A 14350-nucleotide genomic window follows, 5' to 3' on the forward strand; every position below is an offset into this window, starting at 1 on the left:
TATGCCGAGCGTTCTGATCGTCGACGACGAGCCGAACATCCGGCGCATGGTCGGCGCGTTGCTCGGCGCCGAGGGCTACGAGGTGCGCGACGCGCACGACGGCGCGACCGGGCTGACGCGAGCGCTGGAGACTGAGCCGGACGTCGTTCTTCTGGACCTGATGATGCCGGGCGAGCTCGACGGGCTCGCGACATTGGCGCGCGTGCGCGAGGTGCTTCCCGACGTGCCCGTCGTGATGATGAGCGGTCGCGCAGAGCTGAGTGACGCAGTGAAAGCGACGAAGCTCGGCGCGTTCAACTTTCTTGAAAAGCCGCTCAGCCCGGAGGGCGTGGTCCTCGCGTTGTCGTCGGCGCTGGAGCTTCGTCAGGCGCGGCGCGAAGCGCGGGCTCTGCGCGCCGACCTCGGCCTGAGCGCCGAGATGATCGGCGACAGTCCAGCGATGATGCAGGTGCGGGCGATGATCGCTCGCGTAGCGCCGACCGATGCCCGCGTCATGATCACCGGCGAGTCGGGCACCGGCAAGGAGTTGGTCGCTGCCGGAATCCATTCGGCGAGTGAGCGGCGCGACCGGCCATTCGTTCGCGTGAATTGCGCCGCGATTCCGCGCGATCTCGTCGAGAGCGAGATGTTCGGCCACGAACGCGGCGCGTTCACTGGTGCGACGGACCGGCGCATTGGACGCTTCGAGCTCGCGCACCGCGGCAGTCTGTTTCTCGACGAGGTTGGCGATCTTGGCGCCGAAGCACAGGCAAAGCTGTTGCGCGCGATCGAAGCGAAGGAGATCGAGCGTGTAGGCGGCGGCAAACCGATTCGCGTGGACGTTCGCATCGTATCGGCGACGAACAAGGATCCGGCGAAAGCCGTGCTCGACGGCAATTTCCGCGAGGATCTGTTATTTCGTCTCAATGTGATACCAATTCCACTCCCGCCACTGCGCGAGCGGCCGGGAGACATTCCGGCGCTGGTGCGGCATTTCTCGGTGCTGCACCGAATGCGTACCGGGCAGACCATTCAGGCGTGGAGCGACGACGCCGTCGCCGCGCTGACGCGGTATGCGTGGCCCGGAAATATTCGCGAGCTGGCGAACATCGTCGAGCGTTTGGCGATCGTGAACGCCGGACGGTTGGTGACCGAGAACGACATCGCCGCAGTTCTCCCGGTCGAGCGCGATGCGCGCACGCGCAATACACCCCTTCCCGACCCGTCGTCACTCGATAATTCCTTGAGCGACACGCTCGACGACTATGAACGGGTGCTGATCACACGCGCGCTGTCGATGGCGAGCGGCAACGTGGCCGAGGCAGCGCGACGCTTGAAGACCGATCGGCCGAACCTGTATCGCCGGATGCGGCGACTGGGGATTCCGGTCGGGAACGACTGATCGCCTCACATTCTCTAACGAGAGTCGATATGCGTAGGACATTGCTGACGCTGCTGCTGGCCGCAATGCCGGTGGCTGGCGGCGCGCAGGAGGTGTCGCCGCCCGAACGACAGCCGCTGCCGCTGGAAGTCCGGCGCGAAGTGGTGGATCGATGGAATGGCGCGAGTGCAACGGCACTGCGAGCAACCGACCGCTTGGAAATTGACGCCGGCCGTGAGGTGCGCGGCGACATCATGGTGCGCACCGGCCCGCTGATTCTCGGCGGACATGTCACCGGAAATGTTCTCGCGTTGAATAGCGACGTGACCATCGCTCCGAGCGCCCGGCTCGATGGCGACCTCCTCGTCGTCGGGGGCGAGGTCACGGGTTTGAACACGGCTCGCATTGGCGGACGTACGCGCATTTATCGCCAGTCGCTGGCGTATCGCGAGGAGGGCGATCGCATCGTTGGCACTGACCAGACCGCGAGCGACGACATCATCTGGTGGCGGAGGCTGGAGCGTCATCGCGAGGGCAACTGGAGCGACGTACTTCGCGTCGTGCAGGCGGGCCCGTACAACCGCGTTGAGGGTTTACCAATAGCACTTGGCCCGGCGCTGAATCGTGTGACGCCGTGGGGAAGCGTTCGATTCAGCGGCGCGGCGGTGCTACGCACTGGCAGCAGCTTCGGTTCGGAAGGCAGCGATATCGGGCAGGATTTGCGCGCGGAAGTACGCGTCGGACGCGAGCGCGCAATCGGCGTCGGCGGCAGCGCGTTCAACATCGTAGAACCCGTGGAATCGTGGCAGCTGTCTGATCTCGAGACCGCGCTGGCCGCGTTCGTAACGCGCCGAGACTATCGCGATTACTACCAGCGCCATGGTGGCAACGCGTTCGTCACACTCTATGGCGCGCGCAACTTGAGCCTCACCGGTTCGTTTGGCGAAGAGCGTTGGTCTTCGCGCGTTTTGCGCAATCCATTCACGCTGTTCAACAGCGACGATCCGTGGCGTCCAAATCCAGTCGTGGACGAGGGGTTGTTTCACCTCGCAGACATCTCCCTCAAATTCGACACGCGCACCGATCCGGAAGATCCGTGGTCGGGCTGGTACCTGAGCACCGACTTGGAATACGGTCGAGGTACGACGTCGACGAATCTGCTGCCCGTTGGCTTCCGGCCACGCACCGGATTCGACGATGTCACCTACACGCGCGGCTTCTTCGACTTCCGCCGGTACAATCGCCTTGGCCCCGTCGCACAGCTGAACATGCGGGTCGTGCTCGGCGGCTGGATCGACGGCGACCCGCTGCCACTCGAGCGCAGGCTTTCGGTCGACGGACCGGGCGCGCTACCCGGCTTCGATTTTCGGAGCGCGCGCGCCGGACCGGATGTCGGCGCGTGCAACGTTGGCACGTCACCGATCGCGCGCCCGGCGTTATGCGATCGCATCGCACTCGCGCAGATCGAGTTTCGTCGAGATCTGCGCCTCGACATCACCAGCCTCTGGGAAGATTGGCCGCGTCACTATCAGAGCTCGCGTGGCGATGTCGCGTGGGTCGTCTTCTTCGACGGCGGCCGAGGATGGATCGTCGACCGGCCGCATGATGCGCTGAACTTTGGAAGCGGAGTGATTCCGCCGTTCTCGACGTTCCGCACCGACGTTGGCACTGGCTTCGACTTCGGCGGAATCGGGATTTACGGCGCGAAGGCAATTTCGGCGTCGCAAGAGCCGATGAATTTCTTCGTGCGCCTTCGGCACCGCTTCTAGCTCGTGCGATTCGCGCTTGCGCTCTCATTGTTGATTGCGGCGGCACCATTCACGGTGCCGCTGGCCGCGCAGCGCACGGATCCGCGACTCGAGATCGTCGTCAATTCGACGACGATTACCGAAGGTCCCGCGATCATCGTGTCGAATCTGCTGAGCAATCCGAGTACGCGGGATCTTCTCGTCAACGGCGCCTTCCCGACGGGAATTCGCTTCCGTCTGGAATTGTGGCGTGCGGGCGGCTTGTTCGCCGACCTGGTCGACCGGGCAGAGTGGGGCGTGCTCGTTCAGTACGAACCGACCAAGCAGATGTTCAATCTCGTGCGTCAGAGCGACCAGTTGTTCGAAAACTTTGGCGCGCTACCTTCGCTCACCGCGGTCGAATCGCAGTTGGAGAAACCGTATCGCGTTGCTCTTCGTCCAGATCGATCGGGGCGGTACTACTACAACCTGACCGTCGAAGTGCAGGCGCTCACCGAGACGGACCTGGACGCCGTTCAGCATTGGGTTCGCGGTACGAAGTCGCAGGGGTCGAGCAATCCGCTCTCGGCGGTCGGCCGCGGAATGCGAAGCCTGCTGTCACGCGTGTTGGGCGGCGACAAGCGGAGGATCGTGCAGCAATCAGGGGTATTCGTCGTGCCGTAGGCGCTTGGCGCCCTACGCCTAGTGCCGAGCAGTCCTGTGTTCGAGCTGCTCCAGGTGATGCAGGACTTCGCTGCCGTAGAACGTGCGAATGTATCGCGCCTGGGTTGGCGTGAGACGGCGCACGGCCCAGCTGAGGTGCACGAAGTGCGGCTCGACCGGATGCGACGTCGGGTGCATTCCGATCTCCTCTGGCAGGCGATTGCCCTTCCGCGTGTTACACGGGCTACACGCCGTGACCACGTTCGTCCATTCGTTCGACCCGCCACGAGAAAGCGGAATCAGGTGATCGCGCGTGAGCGCTTCACGCTGCTTCAGCTCCGTGATGTGTCGTCCGCAGTACTGACACATGTAGTGGTCACGGGCGAAGAGGAACGTGTTCGTCACCTGCCGCCGGAAGCGGCGCGGGACGTGGATGAACTTCGTCAGTCGTATGACCGCGGGGCGCGGCATGGTGAGCCGCTCGGACCGGACGACTTTGTCGAAATCGGTTTCGACGATCTCGGCCTTTCCGTCGATCACGAGGCGAAGGGCCCGACGAAGCGGGACCATCGTCAGCGGTTCATACGACGCGTTGAGTGCGAGACAGCCAACGACCACGAACACCTCCGAGGGCCGGTACACGAACTCCCGCCTTGGGCTTCGGGCGGGAGCGGGAATGGTAAGCGGCACCGCGCTCCCGATCGCGTGCACACCGCACGTGTCGGGGAATGACGTTCTCTATAGCAAGCTATGCTGGTGTCAGTGAGGCGACAAGATACCGTACCGATCACGTCACTCAGGCGACGCTTCCCATTTCGCCGCCTGTCGACAGCCATGTACCGAGCGAATTGCCTAATGTCTGCATGCGGTCGGCCAGACCGTCGCGCGGCTCGACGAGTTTGCCATTTCTCAGCAGAACACGACCGGCAACGCTCACAAAGTCCGTGTTCGCGCCTGTCAGCGAGAACACTGCAGCGGTCACTGGGTCGTACGTCGGACCAACTCGATCGATTCGGAAAGCAGCCAGATCCGCCTGCTTGCCAACGTCGAGTGTTCCGATCACCTCGCCCAAACCGAGCGCTTGCGCTCCGCCGATCGTGGCCATCGCCAACGTGTCGATCGCGTCCGGCGTTTCCCACGATCCAATGCGCGCGCGCTGACTGAGCAGCGCGACTCGGGCTTCCTCGAGGAGGTCCATCCGATTGTTGCTCGCCATCGAATCGCTGCCGAGCCCTACGACGACTCCGGCGGCGAGAAGTTCGTCCACCGGCGAGACGCCGTGCCCGAGTTTGGCGTTCGACACCGGACAATGCGCTACCGGAGCGTGCGCGGCGGCAATTGTTCGAATGTCGCGCTGATCGACGCGGACGCAGTGAATCAGCAACGGCGCCACGTCGAGAACGCCGAGTGTCGAGAGCAGTTGGATCGGCGACTCGGCGCGCGACGATACGGCGATTCCACGACGGCGCAGTCCGTCGGCAAACGGACCGGCGCCTTCGACGACATACGCGCGTTCGAGCTCGCTCTCGGCGATGTGGATCGCCATGGGGAGATGCTGTTCGCGCGCGAGCGCCGCGGCGGCGCGAAAGAGATCGTCGGAGACGGTGTACGGCGCATGAGGCGAGATGCCCACGCGTACGAGCGGCGTTTCGAGATATCGAAGGCCGGCAACCTTCTCTCGAAGTCCCGCCATCGATGCCTCACACTGCGCCGGGTCGGGACCGAACACCTCCTGATACATCACGCCGCGAACGCCAGCTTCGCGCATGGCCTGCAGTACGACGCCAGAGTCGCACGTGTCTGCGTAAGTCGTAACGCCCGCGCTGATTCCTTCGACAAGTCCGTACCGCGCTGAATCGAGCAGCGCGTCGCGATCGAGAACGGCGCGACGCGCACCGGTGAGTCGCACGATCCAGCGCCGGAAGTCGAGATCTTCGAGAAACCCGCGCATTGCCGTGAGTTCGAGATGGCAATGCGCGTTCACGAGGCCGGGCATCAGGATGACGTCGCCGAGGTCGACATCGTCGCCAGCGGGTGCCTCCTCGATCGACCCAACGAAGTCGATTCGATCACCGTCGACCACGACGACGCCGTTGGCGATCGGCGGCGATGAAATCGGCACGACCCAGCGAGCACGGTAGCGAATCATGCTTGCACCGCGAGGCCGGCGTGCGTTTTGGAACCGTGTCGATCGGGATCGTACAACGCGTCGTCGGGAACGCCGAGTTCGCGAGCGAGGGCGAGTGGCCGGCTCACTTCGGCGATCTGGGCGAGGGTGTGCCCGTCCGAGCCCAGTGAGATTCGAACCCCGCGAGCAATGGCGCGTCGGACGAGTCGTTCGTGCGGCCAATAGCGAGTAGAGATCTCGAACGCGATTCCAGCGTTGAAGAGCGCCTCGACCATTCGAGTTTCATGTTCCTCGGTCCAAAGCTCGTCGACGTCGATCTTGCGAAATGGCAGCGCAACCAGCGTAGGATGCGCCAGAATATCGACGGGCATTTCGCGCGCGAGCGACTCGAGCGATGCGAGGTGCGCATCCATGTACGAGCGCACCGTCAGACCGGCTGGAGTCTGCGACCAGAAGGCGTGCACGAGTGTGCCATCGGGCATTCGCACGGCGTGGAGCGACCCGAGGCGATGCGTGAACTGACGGACGACATCGGGCGGCAATTCGCGCCACAGCTCGTCGTGCCAACAGAATTCGCCGGCGCGAAGAACGTCGAACCTCGCAAGGTCCTCGACGTACTGCCGCGCGGCGCCGACGCTCTTGATGCTTTTGCTGACGTCGCGCGAGATGTGGTCGGCGAGCGATGGGCGGACGCCAAGTTGCTTGGCGCGCTCGATCACCTGAGCGACCGAGAGCTCGCCGTCCGAATACCTCGAGTGCGCGTGGCAGTCAGTTGGCTGCCAAGTCATGACGTGCGAATGAGTCGTTGCTTAGGGCACGCGACCGGTATCGGGTGGAACGGGCCGAGGGCGAGCGCGCGCGGAATCCAGGAGCCGCAGGGAGTCGCGCAGACGCGTCAAGCTCGACGGCAACGTGTCGCGCGGCGGTATTGGAAAGATCGCACTGTCTCGCGGGCGACGCGAGGTGTCTCCCGGTAGAGTGCTCGGCGGCAGCGACGTTCGCGGATAAGTGCCCGTTACGCCCGACGTGTCTGGAGCGAGCGGCGCGAGATGCACGTCGCAGGGTATGATGGGATCGGTACCGCGAATGAAGAACTCTTTGATTACGGCGTCGCGCGGACAGTACGGCGTCGCGAGCATGTTCGTCGAGCCGTCGATCTCGACGGTCACGACGTTGCCGGGCATCGACCAATCGCTTGGCAGCGGATGCTTCTTGTAGACGTCGTTCATGAACGATGTCCACACGGGCGCGGCGAGCACACCACCCTGCGCGTTCGCTTTGATCTTTTGCGGTTTGTCGAAGCCCATCCAAACACCGGCAACGATGTCGGACGTATAACCGATGAACCAGACGTCGGCGCCGTCGTTCGTCGTACCAGTTTTTCCGCCGGCGGGATATCGAATCTGCGAACCGACACTACCCGCTGCAGTGCCACGGCGCACGACATCCTTCATCATGCTCACCATGAGCCACGCCTCTTCGGACGTCATGACCGTTGCGGTTGTCGGCTCCGGCTGCCAGACGACGTTTCCGTCCTGATCTTCAACGCGCAGAATCGGGTTTGGCTTCGAGCGCGTACCGAGCGTGGCGAAGGCGGTGTACGCCGACACCATTTCGATCGGATACACGTCCGCTGCGCCGATGAAGATCGACGGATATTCAGGAATTGGCGTGGTGAGACCGAACTTTCTCGCTTCGGCAATGACACTTGGGACGCCGAGCTCCATTCCTAGCGCGATCGTGGGGACGTTGCGCGACTCCACGAGCGCGCGCCGCATGGGAATCTTGCCTTCGAAGTTCCCCTCGAAGTTCTGCGGCGTCCACGTCGAATTTCCTCCGAGCGGCACCGTCAACGGCGAGTCGTCGAGTATGTACGACAGCGGTCGTCCATTCTGAACGGCGTCCGCGTACAGGATCGGCTTGAAGGTCGAGCCGGGTTGACGAACCGATTGGATGGCGCGGTCGAACTGGCTGTCGTCGAAATCACGGCCGCCAACGAGCGCGAGTACGGCGCCGGTGCGCGGCTCGAGCGCGATGAACGCACCCTGGAGGTACGGCGAGTTGGCAGATGCGCGATCGGTCTCAGCATCCGTCCGCGCCATGTACTTCGCGTAGGAGACGTGCGGGTAGGAGCCGTAGCGTCCGTTCTCGATCGCCCGCATCTGCTGTTCCATCGACCGTTCGGCCGAGGCCTGCATGTTCAGGTCGAGCGTCGTGAAGACCTTGTAGCCCTTTTCATAGAGATCCTGGCCAAAACGCTCTTCGAGCCGCTGACGAACCCATTCGATGAAATACGGCGCGGGCGTAGCGGCTTCGACCTGCGACGTCAGATGAAGCGGATACGCCTCGGCCTGCGCGGCAGTGGACGCGTCGATCAGCTTGGAGTTGCGCATCAGCGAAATGACGACGTTTCGTCGCTGCTTCGCGCGCTCGGGGAATTTTCTCGGATTGTATCGCTCGGGCCCCTTGGGGAGCGCAGCGAGCAGTGCGATCTCGGCGACGTTGAGCTGTTGAATCGGTTTGCCAAAGTACCGCTGAGACGCCGCGCCGACGCCGTACGCCCCGTTGCCGAGGTAGATCTGATTCAAGTAGAGCTCGAGGATACGATCTTTCGAGTACCGCGCTTCGATCTCCCGCGCGACCTTCGCCTCTTTGATTTTCCGAATGAGGGTCTTGTCGCGCGATATGCGCTCGGGGAAGATGTTCCGCGCGAGCTGCATGGTGATGGTAGAGAAGCCTTCGCTGAACGTGCGCTTTTTGATGTCGACGAACAGCGCGCCGGGCACTCGAATCCAGTCAATGCCGGCGTGCTTGTAGAAGCGCTTGTCTTCAGTCGCAACGACGGCGTTGCGCATGAGCGGTGGAATGTCGTTGAAGCGAACGATCGTGCGTCGCTCCAGTCCGAGCTCGGCCATGAACTGCCCGTCAGTGGCGTAGAGCTTGGACGTCTGGTGCGGCGCGTAGTTGTCGAGAGTCTCGGCAGACGGGCAGCGCCCGGCGCGGCACACCATGGCCCACGTCGCATAGGCGAAGCCGAGGACGAACGCGGCGAAGAACGACGCGCTGAGCAGCAGCGTACGCGAGAATCGCGGATGCTTGGCTCGGAAGGCTCGGGTGAACGGAATCGTAGGCATAGGCGTTCACCCCGCTACTAGTCTATTTTTGTGCCATGCGAACGCATGCACTACTGGACGAGCTTGACTGGCGCGGTTTGCTGTACCAAAACACCGAGGAAGTCGGTGACGCGCTGTCGAGCGGACCGATCTCGGGGTACATCGGCTTTGACCCGACGGCGCCGAGCCTGCATATCGGCACGCTGCTCGTCATCATGCTGCTGGTGCGATTGCAGAAGCACGGGCATCGTCCCGTAGCACTCGTTGGCGGCGGAACTGGCCTGATTGGCGATCCGGGCGGAAAGACCGCCGAACGCCCGCTGTCCGACATCGAAACGGTGACGGCGAACGCCGAGGCGATTCGCAAGCAGCTCGAGCGCTTTCTCGATTTTTCGGGCAGCAATGGCGCCCGGATGATCAACAACGCCGAATGGCTGGTCGATTTGCGCGCCGTGGAATTCATGCGCGACGTCGGCAAGCACTTCACGATCAACTACATGTTGCAGAAGGACTCGGTGAAGGGCCGCATGGAAAGCGGTATCTCCTACACCGAGTTCTCGTATATGCTGCTGCAGGCGTACGATTTTTTGGAGTTGCGCCGACGTCACAACGTTCGACTCCAGATGGGTGGTAGCGATCAATGGGGGAACATCACCGCCGGAATCGAGTTGATTCGTCGTACACTCGGAACCGACGCCCATGCCATCACGTCGCCGCTCGTCACGACGTCGGCGGGAACCAAGTTTGGCAAGACTGAGGCCGGGGCCGTTTGGCTGGACGCGTCGCTCACGTCGCCGTACAAGTTTTACCAGTTTCTGGTGAACGTCGACGATCGCGATGCGGGCCGGTACCTCCGCTACTTCACCCTGCTCGATCGTCCAACGATCGAGGAGCTGGAGCGCGGCGTGGCAGAGCATCCGGAACGCCGTGAGGCGCAGCGAATGCTGGCCGGTGAGGTCACGCGCATCGTCCATGGCGACGTTTCATTGCGCGCGGCAGAGGAAGTCTCAGGATTGCTCTTTGGCGGCGCGGATCCCACGACGCTGTCTCGCGACGCCCTCGTGGCGCTGCAGCTCGAGATTCCCGTCTTCACGCTCGAACCGAAAGACGAGCTGACGACTCACGACGCCCTCGAAGCCGCGTGCGTCGGCACCGACGCGCTATTCAAGAGCAAGGGCGATATGCGCCGGATGCTGCAACAGGGCGGCGTCTATTTGAACGGTAGCCGGCTTGGACCCGAACGCGAGCCGTTGGCGAGCGGTGATCTGCTCGGTGGCGAATTCATCCTGCTGCGAAAGGGTGCCCGCAGCTACGGATTGATCAAGGCGCGATAATCTGGAGCGCGGCGTGAATTTCGTCGCGCGTGTTGTAGCAGTGCGGCGATAGCCGAATCGCGCCTTCACGCAGGGAGTGCGCGACGTTGGCGGCGTTCAATCGCTCGCTCGCCGCCCTCGCGTCGGCTGGGCGCACGGACACAATTCCTCCGCGGCGCTCCGCGGGCGCCGGCGTCACGAGCTCGACGTCGGGCCGAGCCAGCGCCCACTCGGCGATTTCGTCGGCCAGACCGATGATGTGACGCGACACTTCCGCGGTCCCGAGCTCGTGAAAGAGTTCGAGACTCGCATTCATCGCGGCCATGTCCTGGAACGGCAGCGTGATGAACTCGAACTTTCTCGCGTTGTCGCGCCAAGTCAGATCGTAGTCGGTGAGTCTACTGAAGTCGTCGGCGCCACGCACGCCGAGCCAGCTCACGTCGTGCGGCTCGAGCTGTTCGATGAGCTCATTGCGGACGTACACGAAACCCGAACCCCATGGCGACAGGAGCCACTTCTGAGCGCCACACGCGAGAATGTCGACGTGAGTGTTCGATAGATCGATCGTCAGCGGTCCGAGGCCCTGAATAGCGTCGACGATGAAGTAGACGCCCATGGCGCGACAGAGTCCGCCGAGTGCTTCGAGGTCAACGCGAGCGCCAGACGCGAATTGAACCCACGAGACGGTGACGGCGCGAACGCGCTCGTCCTCGAGCTCGAGCGAAAGGCGGTCGACGTCCAGCACACCATCGTCGCACTTCACTCGGCGGTACTCCACGCCACGTCGCTGGGCGAGCGCCATCCACGGATAGACGTTTGCCGGAAACTCGAGATCGGGCGACAGCACGACATCGCCGGCTTTGAGCGGGAGTGAAAATGCGGCGAGGTTCAGACCGTAGCTCGTGTTCGTCGCGAGAGCGATCTCCGACGAATTCGCGCCAATCATCTGAGCGATCAGTTCGCGACTGCGGTCGAGCGTGCCGAACTGCACATCGTGCGCAATGCGGTGCGGGTTCGCTCGCAGCCGTCCCCACTCGTTGAGCACGCGCACCGCGCGCGCCGGCAGAGGTCCGGTCGACGCATGGTTGAGAAAGATCGTTTCGCCGTCGGCCGCCCAGGGAAACTCGTCGCGCCGCAGCGCTTCGACGTCGTAGGTCATGTGGTTGGCATGGTCGAGCGCATCGTGCGCGGATCGAGCGCATCGCGCAAGGCATCGCCAAGCAAATTGAATCCGAGCACGGCGCTGCCGATCGCCAGGCCCGGGAAGACGGACGTCCAGGGCGCGTGTCGCAGCTGGTACAAGTCGCGACCGTCGGCGATCATCGCGCCCCAACTCGGTGTTGGTGGCTGCACGCCAAGTCCGAGAAAGGAGAGCGACGACTCCGCCATGATCGCACCAGCGACGCCAAGGGTCGCGGCGATCACCACCGGGGCAACGACACTCGGGAGGATGTGCTGTAAGAGAATTCTCGTGTCGCGCGCGCCGAGGGCGCGCTCGGCCTGCACGAACTCCAACTCGCGAACGACCAACACCTGTCCGCGAACGAGTCGCGCCATGCCTGCCCAGCCGACAACGCCAATTGCGATGAACACGACCGTGAGCGACGGCCGAAGCGCGGCAACGAGGGCGATGAGCAGAAGTAGCGTCGGGAATGCCAGAGTCACATCAGCGAGACGCATGACGAATTCGTCGACCCACTTACCGTAGTAGCCGGCGATGAGCCCGAGTAGCACGCCAAGCGAAAGCGCGATTCCCTGCGAAACGAGTCCGACGGAGAGCGACACGCGCGACCCGTAAACGAAACGAGCCCACACGTCGCGGCCGAGGTTGTCGGTGCCGAACCAGTGCGAGCTCGATGGCGGTTGCAGAGAGTTGATCAGGTCGACGCCGGTCGGATCGTGGCGCGCCAGCAGCGGAGCTGCGATCGCCATGAGCACCAGCAGTGCGATGACCCCAACGCCGAACCAGGCGCGTCGATCAGAGCCAAGTCGATCCGTCGCGCGACTCATAGTGGATCTCCGAGTTCCCGCGGTGTTCCCGGACGTTGATGCTTCCACCGCCGGTGATGCCAGAAATATTGCTCCGGCGCTTTGCGAACCCAACGTTCGAGTACGGCCGTGTAGTCGGCGACGATGCGATCGACGTCGGCTTCACGATCGCCCGTCTCCGTAACTTCGACGGGCTCGAAGGTGAGATGATAGCGCCCCGACGGTTCGCGCAACGCAACACCAAACACGACCGGCGTTCCGAGTCGTAGTGCAAAGACCGCCGGACCGCGCGGTGTCTTCGCGTAGCGCCCAAAGAACGGTACCCAAGTTGATGCGAGCCCGACTGCACCTTGGTCGACGAGAAACGCCACGGTGCGCCCGGTTCGCAGCGACCGCGGCACGCGACGCACGGCCGCCTCATCGTGCACGACCGTCATTCCGATTTGCTGTCGCGTCGACGTGAGATACCGATCGAAGAGCGGGTTTGCCATGTGCCGAGCAATGGCGTCGATGGGCAAGCCTCGTGCAGCGACGTAGGCGCCGCCCAGCTCCCAGTTGCCCAAATGCCCGGTGACGACGATCAGCCCCTTGCCGAGAGCGAGACGTTCTTCGACTAACTCCCAACCGGTTACCGATTCGAATAAGTCGATGATCTCGCCCGAGGAGTACGACGGAAGGATTGCCGTTTCGACGCTCGTGCGGCCGAGATGCGCGTACGACGCGCGCGCGATGCGTTCTATCTCGTCCCGAGGAAGGTCTGGAAATGCAGCGGTGAGCTGCTTCTCGACAACGACGCGCCGAATTCCGAGTGGCGCATAACCGAACTGACCGATGCGTTCACCAATGCGACCCGCACGTACGAAGCTGAGCCGTTCCATGGCCGCCACTGCGCCGCGAATCGCCGCGTATTCCGCACGGTGCGCAAAGGTCGGTTGATGAACGCTTTCGGCGACGGCCGTCACTTCGCGGTCCACTTAGTCCGATCGCCAGCAGCAGTGACCGCTCGTTCGAAACCGTCGATCATCGTGCTCTCGCCGAATTCGCGCTGTGCTCGCGCGCGAGCAGCGTTGCCCATGGCAAGGCGCTTGTCGTTACCGGTGAGGAACTCGGTCACATTCGACGCTGTGTACGACGGATCCGCGTGCGCGAGCAGAATGCCGGTGATTCCGTCGGCGACATAGTGCTGCATGAGAGGCGATCGCTCGGCGATGACCGGTACGCGCAGACTCATGAAGTCGAGGCAGGCGTACGCGCCGTTGTCGCTGCCAGACACCACCCAGCCCACACTCGATGCGCGCATGATGCGGCGCTCGTCGCCCGAGTCCCGTAAGAAGGTAACGACCGGCGTGACACCGAGCGCTGCAGCGTGCATTCGTAAATCATCATCCGCCGCACCAGGGCCAAAGACGACGACGTGCAAGTTTGGATGGCGTGGCGCGAGCAGCGCGATCGCGCGAAATACCACGCCCATCCGGTAGCGACCAGACGGATCATAGCTGCACGCGACAAGCAACGCCTGCGGTGGAACGCCCATCTCGTTCCACGTCGCAGGCTCCACACCATCGTACAGAGTCGGGTCGACGCCGAGCGGAGCGACGGTCGCGGGAATCGTCCAGCCGGGCGCGACGGCTTCGCGCAATTCACGATCGGATGCGACGATGAGTCCCGCAGCGGCGAGCCGGAGCGCGAGCTTCCCGCCAGTTTGAAGCTCGAGCGGAGTGGACGACGGGATCCGCCGCAGCACGCCACCGCGCTCGGCAAAGCGCATCGCCGACGCAACGATGAGATGATCGCGCTCGGACGAGACGATGGCTGCCTCAATGAAACGATCGGCAAGCACGCGGCGGAGGTCGAACGCTCCGCCGACGGTGCTGCTGGAGCCGTTGATCGTGATTGTTTCGATTTCTGCGGCGCGCGCATCCTGATCGAGCCGGCTGCCCTCGCAACACGCGATCGTCACCGGATGGCCGCGCGACGCGAGACCGCGCGCGGCAGCCAACGTCGCACGTGCCCCACCCGACCACGCTTTGTCCCCTACGTAGAACAAAACGCGCATT

Annotated in this window: 12 protein-coding genes; 4 read left to right on the plus strand and 8 right to left on the minus strand. The window is 63.4% G+C overall.

The window, feature by feature from the left end:
• Window position 1 precedes the first annotated feature (1 nt).
• From AC6H4Z_RS19575 to AC6H4Z_RS19585, 3 genes are read left to right on the plus strand one after another with little or no spacing between them, the layout of a single operon-like run.
• A complete protein-coding gene (locus AC6H4Z_RS19575) occupies window positions 2-1381 on the plus strand; it encodes a sigma-54-dependent transcriptional regulator (protein WP_497543641.1) in 1380 nt (459 codons plus the stop codon).
• Window positions 1382-1410: 29 nt separating this feature from the next.
• Entirely contained in the window at window positions 1411-3129 is a 1719-nt protein-coding gene (locus tag AC6H4Z_RS19580) for a hypothetical protein (RefSeq protein WP_497543642.1), read from the plus strand.
• Between the two features lie 3 nt (window positions 3130-3132).
• Entirely contained in the window at window positions 3133-3771 is a 639-nt protein-coding gene (locus AC6H4Z_RS19585; RefSeq protein WP_497543643.1) for a hypothetical protein, read from the plus strand.
• A gap of 18 nt (window positions 3772-3789) precedes the next feature.
• Here the strand turns inward: AC6H4Z_RS19585 and AC6H4Z_RS19590 are convergent, their stop codons facing one another.
• The 4 genes from AC6H4Z_RS19590 to AC6H4Z_RS19605 form a co-directional block, all read right to left on the minus strand.
• Window positions 3790-4368 (minus strand): HNH endonuclease, encoded by a 579-nt coding sequence (locus tag AC6H4Z_RS19590; protein WP_497543644.1) that lies wholly within the window; start codon window positions 4366-4368, stop codon window positions 3790-3792.
• Between the two features lie 178 nt (window positions 4369-4546).
• Window positions 4547-5899, minus strand: a complete 1353-nt coding sequence (locus AC6H4Z_RS19595; RefSeq protein ID WP_497543645.1) for an amidohydrolase family protein — start codon at window positions 5897-5899, stop codon at window positions 4547-4549.
• Entirely contained in the window at window positions 5896-6666 is a 771-nt protein-coding gene (locus AC6H4Z_RS19600) for a hypothetical protein (protein ID WP_497543647.1), read from the minus strand. The genes AC6H4Z_RS19595 and AC6H4Z_RS19600 overlap by 4 nt, the downstream gene beginning before the upstream one ends.
• Before the next feature lie 21 nt (window positions 6667-6687).
• Window positions 6688-9012, minus strand: a complete 2325-nt coding sequence (locus tag AC6H4Z_RS19605; RefSeq protein WP_497543648.1) for a penicillin-binding protein 1A — start codon at window positions 9010-9012, stop codon at window positions 6688-6690.
• A gap of 35 nt (window positions 9013-9047) precedes the next feature.
• Here AC6H4Z_RS19605 and tyrS point away from each other — a divergent pair, with 35 nt between their 5' ends.
• Window positions 9048-10325, plus strand: coding sequence for a tyrosine--tRNA ligase (gene tyrS / locus AC6H4Z_RS19610; RefSeq protein ID WP_497543649.1), 1278 nt, complete (start codon window positions 9048-9050; stop codon window positions 10323-10325).
• Here tyrS and AC6H4Z_RS19615 read toward each other — a convergent pair.
• From AC6H4Z_RS19615 to AC6H4Z_RS19630, 4 genes are read right to left on the minus strand one after another with little or no spacing between them, the layout of a single operon-like run.
• Entirely contained in the window at window positions 10312-11463 is a 1152-nt protein-coding gene (locus AC6H4Z_RS19615; protein WP_497543650.1) for an aminotransferase class V-fold PLP-dependent enzyme, read from the minus strand. The genes tyrS and AC6H4Z_RS19615 overlap by 14 nt on opposite strands.
• Window positions 11460-12314, minus strand: a complete 855-nt coding sequence (locus AC6H4Z_RS19620) for an ABC transporter permease (protein ID WP_497543651.1) — start codon at window positions 12312-12314, stop codon at window positions 11460-11462. The genes AC6H4Z_RS19615 and AC6H4Z_RS19620 overlap by 4 nt, the downstream gene beginning before the upstream one ends.
• A complete protein-coding gene (locus AC6H4Z_RS19625; protein ID WP_497543652.1) occupies window positions 12311-13255 on the minus strand; it encodes a lysophospholipid acyltransferase family protein in 945 nt (314 codons plus the stop codon). Before AC6H4Z_RS19625 ends, AC6H4Z_RS19620 begins: the two co-directional genes overlap by 4 nt.
• A complete protein-coding gene (locus AC6H4Z_RS19630; protein ID WP_497543653.1) occupies window positions 13252-14349 on the minus strand; it encodes a glycosyltransferase family 4 protein in 1098 nt (365 codons plus the stop codon). Before AC6H4Z_RS19630 ends, AC6H4Z_RS19625 begins: the two co-directional genes overlap by 4 nt.
• Window position 14350 lies beyond the last annotated feature (1 nt).

Source organism: Leucogemmata humicola (assembly GCF_055379415.1).

Excerpts from the sequence above, each read along its gene's own strand:
- AC6H4Z_RS19575 (WP_497543641.1), top strand. The coding sequence starts at position 2 with ATGCCGAGCGTTCTGATCGTCGACGACGAGCCGAACATCCGGCGCATG.
- AC6H4Z_RS19580 (WP_497543642.1), top strand. The coding sequence starts at position 1,411 with ATGCGTAGGACATTGCTGACGCTGCTGCTGGCCGCAATGCCGGTGGCT.
- AC6H4Z_RS19595 (WP_497543645.1), bottom strand. The coding sequence starts at position 5,899 with ATGATTCGCTACCGTGCTCGCTGGGTCGTGCCGATTTCATCGCCGCCG.
- AC6H4Z_RS19600 (WP_497543647.1), bottom strand. The coding sequence starts at position 6,666 with ATGACTTGGCAGCCAACTGACTGCCACGCGCACTCGAGGTATTCGGAC.
- AC6H4Z_RS19605 (WP_497543648.1), bottom strand. The coding sequence starts at position 9,012 with ATGCCTACGATTCCGTTCACCCGAGCCTTCCGAGCCAAGCATCCGCGA.
- tyrS (WP_497543649.1), top strand. The coding sequence starts at position 9,048 with ATGCGAACGCATGCACTACTGGACGAGCTTGACTGGCGCGGTTTGCTG.
- AC6H4Z_RS19615 (WP_497543650.1), bottom strand. The coding sequence starts at position 11,463 with ATGACCTACGACGTCGAAGCGCTGCGGCGCGACGAGTTTCCCTGGGCG.
- AC6H4Z_RS19620 (WP_497543651.1), bottom strand. The coding sequence starts at position 12,314 with ATGAGTCGCGCGACGGATCGACTTGGCTCTGATCGACGCGCCTGGTTC.
- AC6H4Z_RS19630 (WP_497543653.1), bottom strand. The coding sequence starts at position 14,349 with ATGCGCGTTTTGTTCTACGTAGGGGACAAAGCGTGGTCGGGTGGGGCA.